Below are 18,009 nucleotides of genomic sequence, written 5' to 3' on the forward strand. Positions count from 1 at the left end.
GGGTCACCGTGCCCCGACCGGCTCGGGGGCGTCCGGATCCGGCGTTCCGGCCGCCCGACGGCGCCGGGCGTGGACCGCGTACGCCACCGGAACCGCCACCAGCAACGGCACCCCGCTGAGCATCGGCAGGCCGAACGTGTCGCTGAACGCCATGGACCCGAGCACCGCGGCCAGCACGACCATGGCCAGCACCACGGCTACGGCCAGTCCGCGGTCCGCCGGACGTTCCGCGCGCCGGTAGGCGAGGTAGGTGGCGAGGATGAGGATCCAGGTCAGCAGCGCACCCGACAGCGAGAACCCGATCAGCGCCAGGAACGCCCGCTCGGGGGCGACCGCCGCGAGCAGGGCCGCCAGCAGCAGCCCGGCCCCGGAGACCAGCAGCGCGGGCAGCGGCACGCCGCGCCTGTCGACCCGGCCGAACAGTCGTGGCGCCTGGCCGCTGCCGGCCAGTCCGTGCAGCGTGCGACTGGCGACGTAGACGTTGGTGTTCATGGCGGACAGCGCCGCGGTCAGCACCACCGCGTTCATCACGTGCACCGCGGCCGGGACCCCGGCGATGTCGAACAGTCGGACGAACGGGCTGGCGTCCACCGAACCACCGGCCGCCGCCTCGTTCCAGGGCACGAGCGAGACGACGACCGCGGTGCCGAGGACGTAGAACAGCAGCAGCCGCAGCACCACACCGCGGGTGGCGGAGACCAGGTCCCGGCCGCCGGCGCGCGCCTCGCCGGCGGCCACGGCGAGCGCCTCGGTGCCCATGTAGCTGAAGGTCACCAGCACCATGGCGAGCCAGATGCCGCCCACGCCGTGCGGCGCGAACCCGCCGTGGTCGGTCCAGGCCGACAGGCCGGTCGCCGACCGGCCGCCGAGACCGACGAAGATGGCGACGGCCCCCAGGCCGACGAAGACCACGATCGTGATCACCTTGATCATCGCGAGCCAGTACTCGAACTCGCCGAACACGCCGACGGTGAACGAGTTGACCACCAGCACCAGCGTCGCGAAGAGCACCGCGGGCACCCACAGCGGCAACCCCGGCCACCACAGCTTCAGGTAGATGCCGACCGCCAGCGCCTCGCTGCCGATGTTGACGACCCCGGCGATCCAGTACCACCAGCGCTGCGCGAACGCGGGGCCCGGGCCCAGGTAGCGCTCGGCCATGCCGCCGAACCCGCCCGCGTCGGGATGCGCGGCGATCATGCGGGTGAGCGCGTACGCGAGGGTCACCGCGACGGCGCCCCCGATGGCGTAGGCGACGGTGACCGCCGGACCGGCGGTCGAGATCGCCTGACCCGAGCCGAGGAAGAGGCCGGTGCCGATCGCGCCGCCGAGGCCGATCATCCTCAACTGACGCCCGGAGAGCTCCCGCCGCAGCGATGCGCCACCGGAGGTCGACTGTGCGGTCATGGCCTAGTGCTCGACAGTCGGCAGCAGGGGGCGACGGCCGGCGGTGGCCACGCCGGCGCCGACCGGGTCACGTTCCAGCGGCGAGAAGTCGTACCTGTCGAGCGGATCCCGCTTGAGGTCGACGATCCGCGAGTTGGCGTCCTGGATCCGGGCCAGGACCTGCGGGCTCACCAGACGCAACGCGATGCTGTCGGCGACCGGTACGCCCTTGTCGGTCAGCCGGATGGCGTCGTCGTCGATCCGGATCAGGTCGTGCTCCCGGTACGGCGCCAACTCGGCGGCGAAGTGCTCGGCGGGGTCGACGCCGTAGCGGCTGCGGAAGTCGTCGCGCCCGACGCCCCGCGAGCGCAGGTTGAACATGACCGCCCGGCGCATCCGCTCGTCGGTCGACAGGTGCACGCCGTGCCAGACCGAGGGGTGACCCGCCTCGACCCGCTGCATGTAGCCGTCCATGGTGCAGTCGTTGTAGTACTGCGTGTTCCCGACGTAGCCGAACCCGGAGACGCCGAACGGCAGCAGGTTGGTGTCCTCGATGGAGTCGTACTTGTTCTCCTGCTGGCGGGAGTGGGTGGCCGCCTTCGAGTAGTAGAACAGCGGACCGCGCCGGAAGCCGAGCCGCCGGGTCAACGCCTCGGTCATGAAGTGCATGCGCAGCCGCTGCCGCAGGTCGGGGAAGATCCCCGGCTCGTTGCGGTAGTGCGCCGAGATCGGGTCGGCCTGCTTGAACATCAGCGGGAAGATGTTGAACTTGTCGACGCCGTACCCGATCAGGCTGGTCAGCGTGGTGTACCAGTTCTCCTCGGTCTGGTACGGCAGCCCGAAGATCAGGTCGACCGAGTGGTTGTCCAGGCCCCGCTCGTGCAGCAGGTCGAGCAGCCGGTAGACGTGGGACGCCTCATGCCCACGGTTGAGCTTGCGCAGCACCCGGTCGTCCATGGACTGCACGCCGAAGACCCACCGGTTCACCCCGGCGTCGCGCAGCGCGTCGAGCCGGTCTGTGTAGTCGGGGGCGTCGATGACCGACGGGTGCAGCTCGAAGGTGATCTCGGCGGTGCCCGGGACGTCGATGTGCTGCCGCAACCGGGCGAAGAGCGCCGTGATCTGCGCGGCGGACAGGTAGGACGGGGTGCCGCCGCCGAAGTAGACCGTTTCCGCGGTGACCCGGTGCGGGAGCATGCCGGTCACGATCTCGAGCTCACGGTGCAGCGCGGCGAGGTACCGGGTCACCCGGGGCGAGTCCGGCCGGATCTCCTTGGCGAAGTGGCAGAACGTGCAGCGCTGTTCGCAGAACGGCAGGTGCAGGTAGATGTTCGCGTTCCGGGTCAGGCCGGTGAAGGTCTCGGCCGGGGTGATCTCCCCCATTGCCTTGAGCGGCGGGTAGGTGCCGACCAGATAATAGTTTTCGATCGGTTGCAGAATGCCGATGTCGGCCAACTGGTCGACCGGCATCGCGGCCAGGCTGCGCTGTGCTTCCGCGCGGATTTCCGAAAAGGGCGGAAAGGATGGGGACATGGGTAGGCCCTCCTGTTGTCCCGGGCGGGCGGAACGGCATGGTGGCGGCTTCGGTCATGCGGTGGCCGCCACCGCGATGTGGTGGCCGTGCCTGCGAAAGAGCAGGAAGAAGCTGTCGCCACGGCGACAGCACAGGGCGACGTCAACAGGTTGACAGATAACTCAGGTCTGCCGAATGGCGTGGCTCATGCGCGAGAACTCCCCGTGTCAGCGCTGCGTCGAGTTACCGCGAAGACCTCGCGGCTCACTCTGGTGGCCGGGAAATAGTTAACCCCCGCCCCTCGGGTGGTGTCAACGGAACTTCCATGATCCTTTGTCGGCATTGCCTCGCGCTACTGACACTTCCCCATCGAACATACAAGTCGGACATTGTCCGGATACTCTTGCACCGGACCGGTAGTGTCGGCGACATGACACATTCCCGCGATGCGGTACCGACGCCGATGCGCATTCTCGACCGGGCCGGGGCAACCTATGCGGTGGCCACGCATCGGGCCATCCGCACCAGCGACGACGTGGCGACGCTGCTCGACTTCCCGGTGACGCGATCGGTGAAGACCCTGGCCTTCCAGGGCCCACCGGACACCGTGGTGCTGGCGGTGCTGCCCGGGCCGGCCCGGCTCGACTACCGAGGGCTCGCGGAAGCCGTCGGCACCTCACGGTCGCGGCTGCGCCCCGCCGACCCGGCCGTGCTCGACGCGCTCGACATGGAGCCGGGCGGCGCCAGCCCGCTCACCGACGCCGACGGCGTGATCACCGTCTTCGACGTCGCGGTCGCGGGCATGGGCCCCGTCTACTGCGGCAGCGGCCGCAACGACCGCACCCTCCAGGTCGACGGTCGCGACCTGCTCCGGCTCGCCCGCAACCCCCGGGAGGCGCCCATCACCCGCGCCGCGGACTGACGCTCACCCGGGCCGGGCGAGGGCTGTCCGCCGGGCCATCGCGCCGCGCAGCGCGAAGGCCGCGGCAGCCGCCGCGAGGCCGGCCACGGCGCAGGCCACCCAGAGCGTCGTCGGCCCGGCCGCCGCCAGCACCGTGGTGCCGGTGAGCGGCCCGACCAGGCTGGAAGCGCCGTACGCCATGCCGAACAGACCGCTGTAGCGCCCCTCCGACCCCGGCGGGGCGAGCTCGGTCACCACTGTCGGCCCGACCGTGGCCACGCCGATCTCCCCGAGAGTCCAGATCAGCACCGCCAACGCGTAGACGGGCACGTTCCGCGCGGCGGCCAGCAGCCCGAAGCCCAGTCCCGTGACGGCCAGGCTGCCGGCGTAGACGGTCGGCCTCGGCCAGTCGGCCAGCCGTCCGGCGAGCAGCGGCTGGAGCACCAGGATCACGATCGGGTTCACCGCGATGACCAGCCCGTACGCGGTGGGCGGCAGCCCCTGGTCGAGCATGGTCAGCGGCATCGTCACGTACGCCTGCACGAGCAGCACCGCGAACACCAGGAAGGTGCCGGTCACCGCCCACAACAGGGCGTCGGCGCCCGGGCTCGCCGCGCCGCCCCGGCCGCCGTCGTCGGCGCCCCGCCGCCGGTCGGGCGGCAGGAGTCGCGCCGCGACCAGCGCGAAGATCACGCAGCTCGCGGCGTCGACGGCGAACAGCAGCACGAAGCCGCGCGCCGCCATCAGGCCGCCGGCCAGTCCGGCCACCGCGCTGCCCAGGTTGACCGCCCAGAAGATCAGGCCGAAGGCGCGCGCCCGGTGCTCGCCGGGGACCGTGGCGACGACGAGCGCGGCGAGGGCCGGCCGGTAGAGGTCCACGGTGAGGCCGTAGAGCACCACGGCACCGACAAGCACCGGCAGGGTGCCGGCCCAGGGGATCAGCATCGCCGTCACCGCGGTGGCCAGCAGGCCGGCGACGAGCGTGCGCCGCCCGCCCCAGCGGTCCGCCAGCCAGCCACCGAGCGGCTGGGACACCACGGCCCCGGCGCCGAAGCTCGCCAGCACCAGGCCGACCGTGCCGGGCGACAGGCGCCACTGACCCGACAGGTACAGCGCGAGGAACGGTTGGATCAGGTAGCCGAGCCGGTTCACCAGGCTGCCCGCCCAGAGCACCCAGAAGGCACGCGGCAGCCGGCGCCGCCCGGTGGCGGAGCTGCTCTCCTCGACCAGGTCCGTCATCGTCGCACGGTCACCCGGTCACCGCCGGTGGACTCGAGTTCGCCGATCACCCGGTCGAAGAAGTCGCGCAGCTTGGCGCGCATCGGCGCGAACCCGGCCGGATCGGCGCCGGACACCCCGTGGATGTGGTTGGCCAGCAGGTGGTAGGTGTTCGCGCCGACGTCGAGCTTCTTGACCTCGTTGCCGCGGCCGAGGCTGAAGACGCCGACGCCCTGGCCCTCGCCCCACCGGAAGATCTCGTAGAACGCCGCGCGGTAGACGTTCTGACCGGGCGTCACCAGGGCCGGGTCGATGCCCTGGGCGAGGATGGTCAGCTCGGTGCCGGTCGGGTCGAGGAAGCAGAGCACGGCCTGGACGGTCGCGCCGTCGGTCCGCGACTGCCGCAGGAAGAGCCGCATGCGGTCGCGCAGCGGCGAGTCCAGGACCAGTTCGAGGGCGGTGGACGACAGGTGGTTGAAGCGGTGTCCGTACTTCGCCAGGTTGAGCGCGTGCAACCGGTCGAAGTCCTTGAGCGCCGCGGGGTCGGCCGCCGCCCCGGCGCCGTCGAGGACGCGGTGGTCGTACTCGGCGTCCGCGCGGCGCACCAACCGGCGCAGGTCCCGGTAGCGGGAGTTGCCCAGTTGGGCCCGCAGGTCGTCGTCGACGCCGGCGCGCACCTGGTACTGGGCCTCCATGAACCAGGGCAGATCGAGGAAGCCGTCGCGGGCGAGCGCCGTGGTGTCGTCGGTGGTGCGGATCTGCGGGTAGAGCAACCAGTCCGCGCCGGCCTGCCGGGCGCGGTCCCGATCGGTCCTCCGACGTTCGTCACCGGGCGCCGGGATGCGCATCTCGTAGAAGTGTCCGGCCGGCACGAAAGCCGTGCCGGAATTGCAGTCGTCGTCCTGCATTCCGACATCGGCGGTGACGGCCCACCAGTGAATTATCTTGTGCAGCGGCACCGCCGGCTCGGCAACGCCGTACATTCTGCAGAACATTTCCTGGAAAGCCGACCCGGCCGTTTCCCACATGGTCAGAGAACCCTTTCTCCGTACACTTTCCACGGAGCCCCCGCCGCGCGCTCCGTGCCCATGATGTCAAACCACCCTCCGGTCCGCGCACCCGCGCGGTGGGTGTTTCATCCAGTTTTGCGGCTTTTGAACTTACCGGTTGGGGTTTGCCGATCACTCTGGCAGGCTTTCCCGAGCCTCGACTTCGAGCGTGCTGAACTGGCGAAACTGCCATTGCATAGATCAACGACTAACTGCTGTCCGGCTGTCGGGTGGACGCCGCTGCCGTCGCGTGTCAGGATGGGCGAGCCGTCGCGGCGTTGACCGGAGTGGGACACGACGACGTTCCCCACGGTTTCGCAGAGCCAGATTACTCGTTCTGGCGGCCAGCCCTGCCGCCGAACGCGACAGTCACCACGGGGAGGGCGTCATCGTCATTCGACGTGTCCGCGGAATCCGGTACGACGAGGTGCAGGCCTACCAGCCGGCGGCCCGGGATGTCATCACCCAGGCCGAGGTCGACGCCGCCGTCGAACACATCACGAGGGAGCCGGGCGCCGAGTGCCTGCGCGTCGTGGTCTTCGGCGCCGCCGAGCTGGCGCCCGAGGGCGAACGGTCGCTGCGGGCCCTGACCGCCGGTCCCCAGTACCCGGCCACCGGCCGGCCCGGCATCGAGGTCACCGCGATCGTTCCGCTGCCCGGCGCGGAGGTGGAGGTGGTCGCGCTCGACGCCGGCACCCGCCTGGTCCGCACCCACGAGGACGGGGCCGAGGTCCGACGGCTGGTGCACGTCGCCGCGCCCGGTCGCGACGGGTCCACCTTCGAGCAGGCGCTGGCGGCGCTGCGCGGGCTGGAGGAGATGCTGTCGCGGGCCGGCATGGCTCCCGACCACATCGACCGGACCTGGTATTTCCTCGCCGATATCGAGGAGACCTACGGCGACCTGAACAAGGCCCGGGACGCCACGTTCGACAGGTGGAAACTCACCACCTACCCGGCGAGCACCGGCATCGGCGCCGGGCTGCCCCCCGGCCAGGCGGTGGCCGTGATGGCCGAGGCGGTCGCACGGGACGGCGTGGCGGCGGCGACGCCGTTCGGTACCGACCTGCAGTGCGCGCCCTACGACTACGGTCCCCGCTTCGTGCGCGCCAACCGGTCGCGTCGCAACGGATGCCAGGTGGTGCACGTCTCCGGGATCTCCAGCATCGACAAGCAGGGCGTCTCCCTGCCGCAGCACGACGTGCGGGCCGCCGTGGACTACGCGATGGCCAGCTTCACCGACCTGCTGGCCGGCGCCGACCTGTCCCTGGCGGACCTGGTGAGCTGCTACGTCTACTGCAAGGACGCGGAGGCGCGGAGCGCCTTCGAGGCACACTGCTCGGACGCCGGCCTCACCCTGCCGCACCTGTCGAACACCGTGGACGTCTGCCGCCCGGAACTGCGCTTCGAGATCGAGGGCCGGGCCGTACGGCGGGAACCGGCATGAGCCCCCGCGTCGTCGTGCTGGACAACTTCGACTCGTTCACCTACAACCTGGTGCAGTACCTGGCGGTCGCCGGCGCGCGACCGACGGTCCTGCGCAACACCGCGGAGCTCGCCGAGATCGCCGCGCGGCGCCCCACCCATCTGGTGCTGTCGCCCGGTCCGGGCTCCGTCGAGAATCCCGGTTCCTACGGCGTCTGTCTCGCCGCCCTCGCCCACTACACCGGTCGGATCCCGGTGCTGGGCGTCTGTCTCGGGCACCAGGCCGTCGGCCGGTTCTACGGGGCGCGTACCACGCGACTCGCGACCGTGCGGCACGGCCACGTGTCAACGATCCGGCTGCGCCGAACCAGCCGGCTCTTCGCCGGGGTGCCCAGTGGCTTCCCCGCCATGCGCTACCACAGCCTGGCGATCGCCCCGGCCACCCTGCCGGACGACCTGAGGCTCGTCGCCAGCGCCGACGACGACGAGTGCGTGATGGCCGTCGAGCACGCCAGGCAGCCGGTGTACGGCGTCCAGTTCCATCCGGAGTCGATCGGCACGCCGGCCGGGCAACTGATCATCGAGAACTTCCTGTCCGTGACAGGTTCGAGGAGCGACCGTGGCTGAGGAATTCATCTTCGATCTGACAGACGCCGGCCGGTCGGAGGTCGTCGACCAGCTCATCGAGGCCGCCGAACACATCCCGGGGCTGGTGTTCACCTATCCGCCGATCTCCCTCTGGGAGCCGCGGGACGCCACCGCCTCGGACCCGGACACGCTCTGGGCCGGCAGCGACACGTTCTCGCACAACCTCTACATCCACATTCCGTTCTGCCGCCAGAAGTGCAGCTTCTGCTACTACAGCGTGGCGGTCGTGCAGAACGACACCCAGGTCATCTGGGACTACCTGCACTGCCTCGAGAAGGAGGCGCTGCAGTACCTGCCGATGATGCGGACCAAGAAGATCGAGACGGTGTTCATCGGGGGCGGCACGCCCAGCCGGCTCAACCCCGAGCAGATCGACTTCCTCTTCGAGCGGGTCATCCGACGCTTCGACCTGTCCGAGTGCCGCGAGATCACCTACGAGTGCTCGCCGGACTCGGCCACCGAGGACCGCATCGCGACCATGGCGGCCAACGGGACGAACCGTCTCTCCATGGGGGTGCAGTCGCTCGACCCGGAGATCCTGCGCAAGTCCCGCCGCGCCGACACCCCGTCCAGTGTGGTGCGCACCTACTACCACATGGCCGACAGCGGGGTGCCCAACGTCAACATCGACCTCATCGCCGGCATCGAGCGCGAGGCGTTCGACAACATGCAGCGGACCATGGACGCCGTCACCGCGCTGGAGCCGATGCCCACCCAGATCACCCTCTTCACGCTCTCGGTGCGCAAGGGCGCGATCAACGACACCACGCTGCGCGAGGAGGACCACGCCAAGCTCTTCCGGCGCAGTCTCGCCCTGTTCCGGTACGCCAAGCGCCGGATGACGGCGAACGGCTACTGGCAGTACTCCCGCAACCTCTTCCCGCGCGACAACTGGATCTTCCACTACCAGGACAACCACTGGGGCAACAACGGCTACGTCCTCGGGCTCGGCGCCAGCTCCTACAGCCACTCGCACGGCTACACGTACGGCAACGCGTTCACCTTCCGCGAGTACATGCGCCGGATCCAGGCGGGCGGGTCGGCGGTGGAGAAGGCCTTCCCGCTCTCGGAGGACGAGTCACTGCGCCGGCACCTGGTGCTGGCGATGAAGCACCGCGAGCTGGACGTCGCGCGGTTCAACTCGTTCTATCCGGTGGGCTCCGAGCCGCTTCGGCAGTTCCGGCCGGTCTTCGACGCGCTCGCCGCGCTGGGCATCGTCACGGTGGAGGACGGGCGGATCGCGTACACGGAGGACTATGCCGACCTCAGCGACCGCTACACCCGGTTGTTCTACTCCAGCGGCGTCAGCGACGCGGTCCGGCGCGGCGTCGGGCAGCTCACCGGCGCCGGCAGCAACGCCTTCAACTTCACGCTCTAGGACGCCGATGTCGGCGCCCACGTCCACCGCCACGACCGCCCGCGTCTCCTTCGCCGGCGACCCGCACGATCTCGTCGAGCCGCTGACGGAGCGGTTCGGATCGCTGTTCTGCTACCGCCTGCCCGGGCGGGGGCGGCGCACCCTGTTCGCGTCGCTGTCGGACGTGTGGCGGGTCACGGCCGACGGGATCGAGCGGGACGGCGAACGATTCGACGGCGACGTCGCCGCCCTGCTCGACCACCTGCTGGCCGAGGCGAGGCGCGGCCCGGGCCCCGACGTCGCGTTCGCGTTCTCCTACGACCTGTCGCTGCGGCTGCGGGCCGAGGCCGGCATCCCGGGCGGTCCGCCACCGGCCACGGCCCCCGGGCGGCTGCTCGGCTTCGCCGGGCCGCTGCGGCGCGCGGTGGTCCACGACCCGGCCACCGGCACCCTGAGCTGCGCCGCCGAGGACCGGGCGGACGTGGTGGCGGCCTGCGCCCGGACCATCGCCCGGACCGCGCCGCCGCTCACCGCGCCGCTGACCGAGGTCGTCGCCGACATCGACCCGGTCCGGTACGCGGGGCAGCTCGCCCGGACCCGTGACCACCTGCTGGCCGGCGACGTCTACCAGGTCGTGCTCTCGGTGCCGGTCCGGGTACGCCCCCGCACCTCGCTGCCGCGCTACTACGCCGACGTCGCCGCCCGGTACGCGACGGCCGACTACTCCTACTGGTTCGACCTGGCCGGGACCACGGTGTTCGGCAACTGCTCCCTGCCGCACGTGCTGGCGCGCGACGGCCGGGTGAGCAGCCGGGTCTTCGCCGGCACCCAGCCGGCGGCGCGGACCGACCGGGAGCGACAGGATCGGGGCGCGCTGCTGCGCGGCGACCCGAAGTACTTCGCCGAGCACATCATGCTCGTCGACCTCGAACGCAACGACCTCGGCTCGTACTGCGAGCCCGGCACCGTGGTGGTCGACCGGTTGTGCGAACCGTTGGTGATCGGACCCACCACGTATCTGGCCAGCGACGTCTCCGGCCGGTACGACCCGGCGCACGGGCTCGGCCGGGTCCTGCTGGCCAGTTTCCCGCGCGGGGTCGTGGTCGGCGCGCCCAAGCTGCGCGCCCAGGAGGTGCTGGCCGAGATCGAGGGCGAGCCGCGCGGGTTCTTCGCCGGCGCGGTGGGGCTCTACGACGCGGCCGGCGACGCGTTGACCTCCAACACGATCGTCACCTGCGCCGAGCAGGACGGGCCGGACGTCCTGCTGCGCTGCGGCGGCGGCGTGGTGGCCGGCTCGGAGGTCGCGCAGGAGCTGGCGGAGTTGGAACTCAAGCTGCGGTATCTGCGATAGCGGGGTGAGTTGGCATGATCGTCGTCGGGTTCAACGGTTTCACACGGTCCGCGGAGCTGTTCGGCCGCCTGTACCGGCGCTCGGGCCTGGACCGGTACCGGGTGCTGGGGCACGACGCGGCCGTCGCCGTGGTGGTCGACGGCGAGCTGGTCGCCGCCGTGGAGGAGGAGCGGCTCAGCCGGGTCAAGAAGACGTCGGACCTGCCGGTCAACGCGCTGCGCTGGGCCCTGCGGGAGGCCGGCGTCGAGCTGGCCGACGTGGACCGCTTCGCCTTCCCGTGGAGTTTCACCGCGGAGGTCTGGGCGACCGAGCGGGCCGGGATCCTCCGGTCGGCCGCCGCCGAGCAGGAGCGGGCCGACCGCCTGGCCCGGCTGGAGGAGTTGCGCACGACGCTGCTGACGCCGGAGGCGATCAGGGCGGACTTCGCCGCGCGGACCGGCTTCACCATCCCGCCCGACCGGCTCCGGCTCGTCCCGCACCACCTCGCCCACCTGTCGTGCGGCTACCACACGGCCGGCTGGCGGGACGCCGCGTTCCTGGTCAGCGACGGGCGTGCGGAGCGCTACTCGTCGATCATGGGAGAGATCCGGGACGGCGAGGTGACGATCCTGGCGGACGCCACCGTCGACATCGCCAACAGTCTGGCGCTGCTCTACAGCAAGGTCACCCGCTATCTCGGCTTCGTGCCGAACAACGACGAGTACAAGGTCATGGGGCTCAGCGGCTTCCATCCGCCGCTCGGCGCGGACAATCCGCTGCTGCGCGAGGTGGTCACGCTGGAGGACACCGGCGGCTACCGGCTGCGGGTCGGCAACCCGCTGCTGGACACCCAGGCGTACTACCCCTTCTTCGATCAGATCTTCGAGTGTGCGGGCGACCGCACCGACTGGGACTTCCGGTGCCGGGTGGCCCGCGCGGTCCAGGACACGGTCGAGGTGGTCACCCGACACCAGGTGGCGGCGCTCGAACGACGGACCTCCGCGCGGCATCTGATCATCGAGGGCGGCCTGGCGCTGAACTGCGTGAACAACACCAAGCTGCTGGAAGGATCCCGGTTCGAGGACGCCTCGGTCAGCTTCGGCGCCAGCGACCCCGGCGTGACGATCGGCGCGGCGGTGTACGCGTCGCGGGAGCTGGGTCGTCCGGTGCGCCCGTCGCCCGTCCCCTACCTGGGACCGCGGTACACCGACGACGACGTCCGCGCGGCCCTCGCCGCGGTGGGCGACCGGGTCGAGTGGCGTGAGCTGGCCGAGGACGAGCTGTTCACCGAGGTGGCCAAGCTGCTCGTCGACCCGGTGGTGATCGGCTGGTTCCAGGGCGCCGTCGAGTACGGCCCGCGCGCCCTCGGCAATCGCAGCATCCTGGCCAACCCCGCGTTTCCCGATATTCAGGACGTCATCAACATCCGCGTGAAGCGGCGGGAGCCGTTCCGACCGTTCGCACCGGTGCTGCCCGCGGCCTCGGCGCCGCGCGTCCTGGAATTGGGCAAGAAGAAGGCCTCTCCCTACATGACATTCGTCTTCCCGGTCCGGCCCGAATACCGGACGCTCGTTCCGGGCGCCGTGCACGTGGACGGCACAGCTCGCGCCCAGACCGTCGACGAGACGGACAATCCGCTGCTGGCGGGCCTGCTGCACGCCTTCGAGCAGGTCACCGGCGTGCCGTGTCTGATCAACACTTCCTTCAACGTCGCGGGGCAGCCAATCGTCGGGTCACCGGCCGATGCGCTAAGCTGCTTCCTCGATACGGAAATCGATTACCTGGTGCTACACCACTTTCTGATCAGCAAGGTGGCTTCCGGTGAGTCCTGACTTTGTCGGCCCTTACTGCCTCATTCATTCCGAGGGCAAGGTCAACTACGCCCGCGGCGAGGCCGTGCGCTCCTGGTCACTCGCCGAGGTGCCCCGCCCGGCCACGCACCCGGTGTTGACCATGGTGCCCTACGCGCAGTTGCGCGAGCGCGGGTACGTCTGCCACGACGACAACGAGCCCCTGATCTCTCTGGTGCCCAGCGAGTTCCGTGAGGTCGAGCTGGAGTCGTTCGCCGACGCGCACGCCGACGTCCGGGTGGTCTCCGACCCCGTGCACACCCCCGGTGACGAGGAGTTCGCCGCCCGGATCGACCGGGTGATCAAGGAGGAGATCCAGCGCGGCGAGGGCTCCAACTTCCTCATCTCGCGGCGCTGCGACGTGACCGTCGGCGACTTCGGGCCCGACGTCGCGCACACGATCTTCGCCCGGCTCGCCCGCAACGAGATCGGGGCGTACCTGACGTTCTGCTTCTTCGACGGGGAGCGCTACTTCATCGGGTCCTCACCCGAGCGGCACCTGACCTACCGTCGTGGCACGGTCACGATGAACCCGATCTGCGGCACGCTGCCGCGGGCGGCGCTGCAGAAGCGGGCCGACCTCATCGAGTTCCTCTCCGACCGCAAGGAGGTGAACGAGCTCTTCCAGGTCGTCGACGAGGAGCTCAAGATGATGTCGCGGATCTGCGGCGAGGGCGGCGTCGTGCACGGGCCGTACCTGAAGGAGATGAGCGCGCTCGTCCACACCGAGTACGTGCTCGAGGGCAGCGCCACCATGAGTCCGCTCGACGCGTTCCGCGAGTCGATGTTCGCGGCGACCATGGTCGGCAGCCCGCTGGAGAACGCCGCCCGGGTCATCCACCGCCACGAATCCGAGTCCCGGGGCTACTACTCGTCGGCCCTGATGATCCGTGGTCTCGAGGACGACGGCCAGGAGTGGCTGGACAGCGCCATCACGATCCGGACGATGGTGGTGGACACCGACGGCCACGCCGTGATCCGCAGCGGCGCCAGCGTGGTGCGCGACTCCGTGCCCGCGAAGGAGTGCCGTGAGGTCCGCACCAAGGCCGAGGGGCTGCTGAAGGCGATCACCACCGCGGAGCCGCCCGGCCCCTTCCTCGACCGGTTCGTGGACGACAAGGTCATGGAGGTGCTCAACAGCCGCAACCGCTACCTGTCGCGCTTCTGGATCAACAGGCAGTTCGACGACCGGTACGCCGCGCCCGAACTCATCGGCCGCTCGGTGCTGATCGTCGACAACGAGGACCAGTTCACCGAGATGCTCAAGCACATCCTGGAGCACCTCGGGCTCAAGGTCACCATGCGCGACTACCGGGAGTCCGGCATCGGCCTGACCGGTTACGACCTGGTGCTGGTCGGGCCCGGGCCCGGCGACCCGAACCAGCTCGACGACCCGAAGATCGCCCAACTGCACCGCATCGTGGGCGAGCTGATGGCGGCCGGCACGCCGTTCCTCGCGGTCTGCCTCGGCCACCAGATCCTCTGCCGGCTGCTCGGCATGACCGTGCACCCGGTGGACCCGCCGTTGCAGGGCGTGCAGGAGACCGTCGACCTGTTCGGGCGGGCCGAGCCGGTCGGCTTCTACAACACGTTCTTCGCCGACGCCCCGGCCGAGGTCCCCGCGGGGGTGACCATCGCGGTGGAGCCCGACGGCCGGGTCGTGGCGCTGCGTTCCGAAGGCTTCACCAGCTTCCAGTTCCACGTCGAGTCCGTCCTCACCACCAACTGCATCACCATCCTCCGGGAGGCGCTGTTGTGGCTGTTGACCTGAGCCTGCCGTTGTCGGCGGGTTACGGCGATCTGACGCTGCTGGTCTGTGGGTTGTCCACGGACGGCACACGCGAGCGGTACCTCTTCGTCGACCTGGGCGCCCGCAGGGTGCGGGAGACCACGATCGACATCGGTGACCTGCGCGCCCGCCAACTGGCGGTGCTGCGGGACCGGCTCGGCGACGGTCCGGTGCCGTACGGGCTGGGTCGGCTCGATGATCTGCTCTCGTACTTCCTGCACCCGCACAGCTTCGTGCAGACCGCGGACGGCGAGGTCGTCGTCTCCTTCAAACAGGCGCCCTACCTGCGCCGACTCGGCCGCGACGGCGGCTCGCACCTGTGGCCGCCGGCGACCGAGCTGGACTTCGCCGCGATGCAGAGCTCCACCAAGTGCGAGGTGGAGCCGGGCGTGATCGGGTTCGCGATGACCGACACCGAGGACCGCCTGCGCCGCTACCACGACCCGGAGCAGCCGTTGCGCAGCAGCGCCTGGCGCTACGACCTGCGCACCGGCGCGGCGAGCCGGCTGGGCGACCTGCCCGAGTTCGCCTGCGACACCATCCACGAGCTGGAGGCTTCGCCGAACGGGTTCATGGTCGGCGTCGACATGGACCTGTCGGTGCGCCCCGGTCCCGACGGCCGGGTGCGGGGCACCGACGGCGGCAGCTTCGACGTCACGCGGTACGCGGCCAACGAGTTCCCCACCGGCCGATTCGTGGTGGCGGACGAGAAACTGACCCGCGCCTCGGTGCACACCACCGGTGCGAGCTGCTCCGCGCACGTCGACGTCGACCTGGACGACCCGGACGTCTTCTACGTCTCGTGCAACAACATCTCGAAGTGGCAGAACAACGTCGTCGTGCACGGGCCGGGCGTGCTGGAGCGGTGGCGGTACCAGGACGGCGCGGCGGTCCGGGAGGCGGCCCACACCGGGCCGACCTTCCTGCGCATCACCTCGCAGCAGCTGTTCCACCGCGACGGCCGACAGCTGATCGCGGTCACCGGCTTCCCGAACCGGCTGTTCGTCCTCGACCCCGCCGACATGTCCACGGTGTTCGACCTGGAACTGTTCGCGCACGAGCCGGTCCAGCCGCCGTTCATCTGCGCGAAGAACAGCCAGTCGCCGCTCTACCTCGCGGTCGAGCCCGGCGGCCGGTACGTCTTCATGACCGGCGCCTCGACGCTCTTCGTCGTGGACCTGGACGAGGGCCGGGTCGTCGAGCAGGTGCCGTTCTGCGAGCCCGGCTCACTGATGGCCACCGCCCACATCGGGTTCGTGCGCTGACGGACGCCGACGCCGAGGTGGTTCCGGCAGGGCCCGTCGATCCAGCTTGCCGTTCGCGTTGAGGGGGAAGGCGTCCAGGCGCACCACCCGGGCCGGCACCATCGACGCGGGCAGCCGCTCGGCGAGATGGTGGCGCAGGTCCCGCTCGCCGGGGCCGTCCGGCGGCCCCACCACGTAGCCGACCAGACGTTCGGCGCGTCCCTCGTCCCGGCGCAGCACGACCACGGCGCCGGTCACCGCCGGATGCCGACGCAGTGTCTCCTCGATCTCGCCCGGCTCGATCCGCTGCCCGCGCAGTTTGATCTGGTGATCGAGCCGACCGAGGAACTCCAGCATCCCGCCGGGCAGCCAGCGCACGAGATCGCCGGTCCGGTACAACCGGGCGCCGTCGCCGAAGGGATCCGCCGGGAACCGTTCCGCCGTGAGACCCGGCCGGCCGAGATATCCCCGTGCCAGGGCGTGGTCCCCACCCAGGTGAAGCTCCCCCGGCACGCCCTCGGGCACCAGGTTCCCGTCCGCGTCGAGGACCCGCACCACGACGTTCGCGATCGGCCGGCCGATCGGCACCGAAGCACCGTCCTCCACCGGGCGGCACGGCCACCAGGTCACGTCGATCGACGCCTCGGTCGGCCCGTACAGGTTGTCGATCCGGGCCCGGCTCCGCGCCCGGAACCGGCGCACCGCGGCCGGCGGGAGGGCCTCACCGCTGCAGACGACCAGCCGCAACGCGTCGCACCCGTCCCAGCCGGGCTCGTCGAGCACCGACTCCAGCATGGACGGAACGAAGTGGACGACGGTGATCCGCTCCCGCCGTATGACGGCCATCAGGTATTCCGGGTCGCGCTGCCCGCCGGGCCGGGCCATGACCAGACGGGCGCCCTGCGCGAGCGGCCAGAACAGCTCCCACACCGACACGTCGAACGTGGCGGGGGTCTTCTGCAGGACGGCGTCGGCGCTGGTCAGGGCGTACTCGTCCTGCATCCACCGCAGCCGGTTGACGATGCCGCGGTGCGGCACGGCGACGGCCTTGGGGCGCCCGGTGGAGCCGGAGGTGAACAGGACGTAGGCCAGCCCCAGGTCCGAGCGGAGCGGCACCGGGGGCCCCGGGACGCCCGCGCGCAGCTCGGTCGCCGAGACCGCGAGCACGGGACGGCTGCCGGCGACGGCCTCGGCCGCGGCCTTCAGCTCGGGTTCGGTAAGCACGAGGACCACGCCGGCGTCGTCCAGCATGCCGGCGAGGCGGGGCGCGGGGTCGCCCGGTTCCAGGGGAAGGTACGCGGCGCCACTGAGCAGCACCCCGAGCAGCAGCACCGGGAAGCGGGCCGAGCGTTCGGCGTGGACCGCCACCACGGCGTCCGGTTCCACCCCCGCCGCGGTGAGCAGCCCGGCCACCACGCCGGCCTGCCGGACGAGTTCCTCGTACGTCAGCGACTCACGCTCGTCCACGACGGCACACGCCCCGGGTGTCCGGGCGGCCTGCGCCAGCACCAGCTCGGGCAGGAACGCCGTCACCGGGCCACCGCCGTCGGTTCGGCCAGCGCGGTCAGGGCGGCCCGGGTGGCGGGCGCGGTCGGCATCTCGTCGGCGGACAGGTCGAGCCGGAGCGTCTCGACGCCGGGGTGCTCGCCCGGGTAGTCCCGGCTGGCCAGCACCACGTCGGCGGGCCGGGGCGGCACCGGGTCCGCGGACGCCGAGAGCAGCACGTGCAGCCAGGCCACGTACCTGTCGACGAGTTGTTCGCGGGTGTCCTGGCGTTCGTCGTCCGGCAGGTCGTTCGCCCGGGCGAACGCGTCGAGGTCGTCGTCCAGCGTGCTCGTGATCACCGCGAGGGCCCGGGCCGGGTCGGCGTCGAGCGGCACCGCGGCCGGCTCGCCCTCCCGCAGGGTGGCGCGGAAGGCGCGGAAGTCGTGCTCCACGGCGCCCCGGTCCTGCCAGGTGGGCTCCACCAGGACGAGCGGCACGCCGGTCCGCTCGGCGGTGCGGACGGCGGTCGGCGCGGCGCTGCAGTATCCCACGATCAGGGCCGGGCGTACGGGTAGCCGACGCACGGCCGCGGCGTACTCCTCGGCGAGGTCGGTGGTGGCCCGGAACCCGGGCCCGCCCAGGAGCGTCTCGACCGGGTCGGCCCGGTACACGGGCCGGTCGTGGGGCGCCGAGGCCAGCAGTTCACCGAGCCCGGCCCCGGCGGAGATGCGGATGAAGTCGATGACGACGAGCGGTGCGCCCGGACCGTCCGCGAGGACTTCCAGGGTGGGCGCCGGTGCGGTCACTGTCTCTCCCT

14 protein-coding genes are annotated in these 18,009 nt (G+C 71.0%); 8 read left to right on the top strand and 6 right to left on the bottom strand.

All coding sequences use genetic code 11. The annotated features are described in order from the left end of the window. Window positions 1-3: 3 nt before the first annotated feature. Window positions 4-1,407, bottom strand: coding sequence for an amino acid permease (locus TPA0908_RS26635; RefSeq protein WP_281942431.1), 1,404 nt, complete (start codon window positions 1,405-1,407; stop codon window positions 4-6). A gap of 3 nt (window positions 1,408-1,410) precedes the next feature. Next, complete coding sequence (locus TPA0908_RS26640; RefSeq protein ID WP_281942432.1) at window positions 1,411-2,856, bottom strand: coproporphyrinogen-III oxidase family protein; 1,446 nt, start codon at window positions 2,854-2,856, stop codon at window positions 1,411-1,413. Window positions 2,857-3,329: 473 nt separating this feature from the next. On the opposite strand from TPA0908_RS26640, the gene TPA0908_RS26645 reads away from it, so the two are divergent. Beyond that, window positions 3,330-3,821 carry a YbaK/EbsC family protein gene (locus tag TPA0908_RS26645; protein WP_281942434.1) on the top strand — a complete coding sequence of 164 codons (492 nt, stop codon included), beginning with the start codon at window positions 3,330-3,332 and terminating at the stop codon, window positions 3,819-3,821. 3 nt (window positions 3,822-3,824) lie between these two features. On the opposite strand, the gene TPA0908_RS26650 is transcribed toward TPA0908_RS26645, so the two are convergent. After that, window positions 3,825-5,039, bottom strand: a complete 1,215-nt coding sequence (locus tag TPA0908_RS26650) for an MFS transporter (protein ID WP_281942436.1) — start codon at window positions 5,037-5,039, stop codon at window positions 3,825-3,827. Next, complete coding sequence (locus TPA0908_RS26655; protein WP_281942438.1) at window positions 5,036-6,001, bottom strand: GNAT family N-acetyltransferase; 966 nt, start codon at window positions 5,999-6,001, stop codon at window positions 5,036-5,038. Before TPA0908_RS26655 ends, TPA0908_RS26650 begins: the two co-directional genes overlap by 4 nt. Before the next feature lie 493 nt (window positions 6,002-6,494). Here TPA0908_RS26655 and TPA0908_RS26660 point away from each other — a divergent pair, with 493 nt between their 5' ends. The 7 genes from TPA0908_RS26660 to TPA0908_RS26690 are packed head-to-tail and all read left to right on the top strand — an operon-like array spanning window position 6,495 to window position 15,728. Beyond that, window positions 6,495-7,511, top strand: a complete 1,017-nt coding sequence (locus tag TPA0908_RS26660) for a RidA family protein (protein WP_281942441.1) — start codon at window positions 6,495-6,497, stop codon at window positions 7,509-7,511. Continuing rightward, window positions 7,508-8,116 carry an anthranilate synthase component II gene (locus tag TPA0908_RS26665; protein WP_281942443.1) on the top strand — a complete coding sequence of 203 codons (609 nt, stop codon included), beginning with the start codon at window positions 7,508-7,510 and terminating at the stop codon, window positions 8,114-8,116. The genes TPA0908_RS26660 and TPA0908_RS26665 overlap by 4 nt, the downstream gene beginning before the upstream one ends. Continuing rightward, window positions 8,109-9,515, top strand: coding sequence for a coproporphyrinogen-III oxidase family protein (locus TPA0908_RS26670; RefSeq protein WP_281942444.1), 1,407 nt, complete (start codon window positions 8,109-8,111; stop codon window positions 9,513-9,515). The genes TPA0908_RS26665 and TPA0908_RS26670 overlap by 8 nt, the downstream gene beginning before the upstream one ends. Before the next feature lie 7 nt (window positions 9,516-9,522). Next, the gene (locus TPA0908_RS26675; protein WP_281942445.1) at window positions 9,523-10,845 is read left to right on the top strand and encodes a chorismate-binding protein; all 1,323 of its coding nucleotides are present in this window, start codon (window positions 9,523-9,525) and stop codon (window positions 10,843-10,845) included. 14 nt (window positions 10,846-10,859) lie between these two features. Further along, entirely contained in the window at window positions 10,860-12,656 is a 1,797-nt protein-coding gene (locus tag TPA0908_RS26680; RefSeq protein WP_281942447.1) for a carbamoyltransferase family protein, read from the top strand. After that, window positions 12,646-14,445 carry an anthranilate synthase family protein gene (locus TPA0908_RS26685; protein ID WP_281942449.1) on the top strand — a complete coding sequence of 600 codons (1,800 nt, stop codon included), beginning with the start codon at window positions 12,646-12,648 and terminating at the stop codon, window positions 14,443-14,445. The genes TPA0908_RS26680 and TPA0908_RS26685 overlap by 11 nt, the downstream gene beginning before the upstream one ends. After that, complete coding sequence (locus tag TPA0908_RS26690) at window positions 14,430-15,728, top strand: YncE family protein (protein ID WP_281942450.1); 1,299 nt, start codon at window positions 14,430-14,432, stop codon at window positions 15,726-15,728. The genes TPA0908_RS26685 and TPA0908_RS26690 overlap by 16 nt, the downstream gene beginning before the upstream one ends. Here TPA0908_RS26690 and TPA0908_RS26695 read toward each other — a convergent pair. Continuing rightward, window positions 15,690-17,240 carry an amino acid adenylation domain-containing protein gene (locus TPA0908_RS26695; protein ID WP_281942452.1) on the bottom strand — a complete coding sequence of 517 codons (1,551 nt, stop codon included), beginning with the start codon at window positions 17,238-17,240 and terminating at the stop codon, window positions 15,690-15,692. The genes TPA0908_RS26690 and TPA0908_RS26695 overlap by 39 nt on opposite strands. Then, on the bottom strand, window positions 17,237-17,998 hold the full coding sequence (locus tag TPA0908_RS26700) for a hypothetical protein (protein WP_281942454.1): 762 nt from the start codon (window positions 17,996-17,998) through the stop codon (window positions 17,237-17,239). The genes TPA0908_RS26695 and TPA0908_RS26700 overlap by 4 nt, the downstream gene beginning before the upstream one ends. Window positions 17,999-18,009: the final 11 nt, after the last annotated feature.

Source organism: Micromonospora sp. AKA38, assembly GCF_027925725.1.
Taxonomy (GTDB): Bacteria; Actinomycetota; Actinomycetes; order Mycobacteriales; family Micromonosporaceae; genus Micromonospora.

What these genes read in the sequence shown, in the direction of transcription:
- TPA0908_RS26650 (WP_281942436.1), bottom strand. Translation starts at nt 5,039, where the DNA reads ATGACGGACCTGGTCGAGGAGAGCAGCTCCGCCACCGGGCGGCGCCGG.
- TPA0908_RS26635 (WP_281942431.1), bottom strand. Translation starts at nt 1,407, where the DNA reads ATGACCGCACAGTCGACCTCCGGTGGCGCATCGCTGCGGCGGGAGCTC.
- TPA0908_RS26680 (WP_281942447.1), top strand. Translation starts at nt 10,860, where the DNA reads ATGATCGTCGTCGGGTTCAACGGTTTCACACGGTCCGCGGAGCTGTTC.
- TPA0908_RS26640 (WP_281942432.1), bottom strand. Translation starts at nt 2,856, where the DNA reads ATGCCGGTCGACCAGTTGGCCGACATCGGCATTCTGCAACCGATCGAA.
- TPA0908_RS26665 (WP_281942443.1), top strand. Translation starts at nt 7,508, where the DNA reads ATGAGCCCCCGCGTCGTCGTGCTGGACAACTTCGACTCGTTCACCTAC.
- TPA0908_RS26645 (WP_281942434.1), top strand. Translation starts at nt 3,330, where the DNA reads ATGACACATTCCCGCGATGCGGTACCGACGCCGATGCGCATTCTCGAC.
- TPA0908_RS26655 (WP_281942438.1), bottom strand. Translation starts at nt 6,001, where the DNA reads ATGTACGGCGTTGCCGAGCCGGCGGTGCCGCTGCACAAGATAATTCAC.
- TPA0908_RS26675 (WP_281942445.1), top strand. Translation starts at nt 9,523, where the DNA reads ATGTCGGCGCCCACGTCCACCGCCACGACCGCCCGCGTCTCCTTCGCC.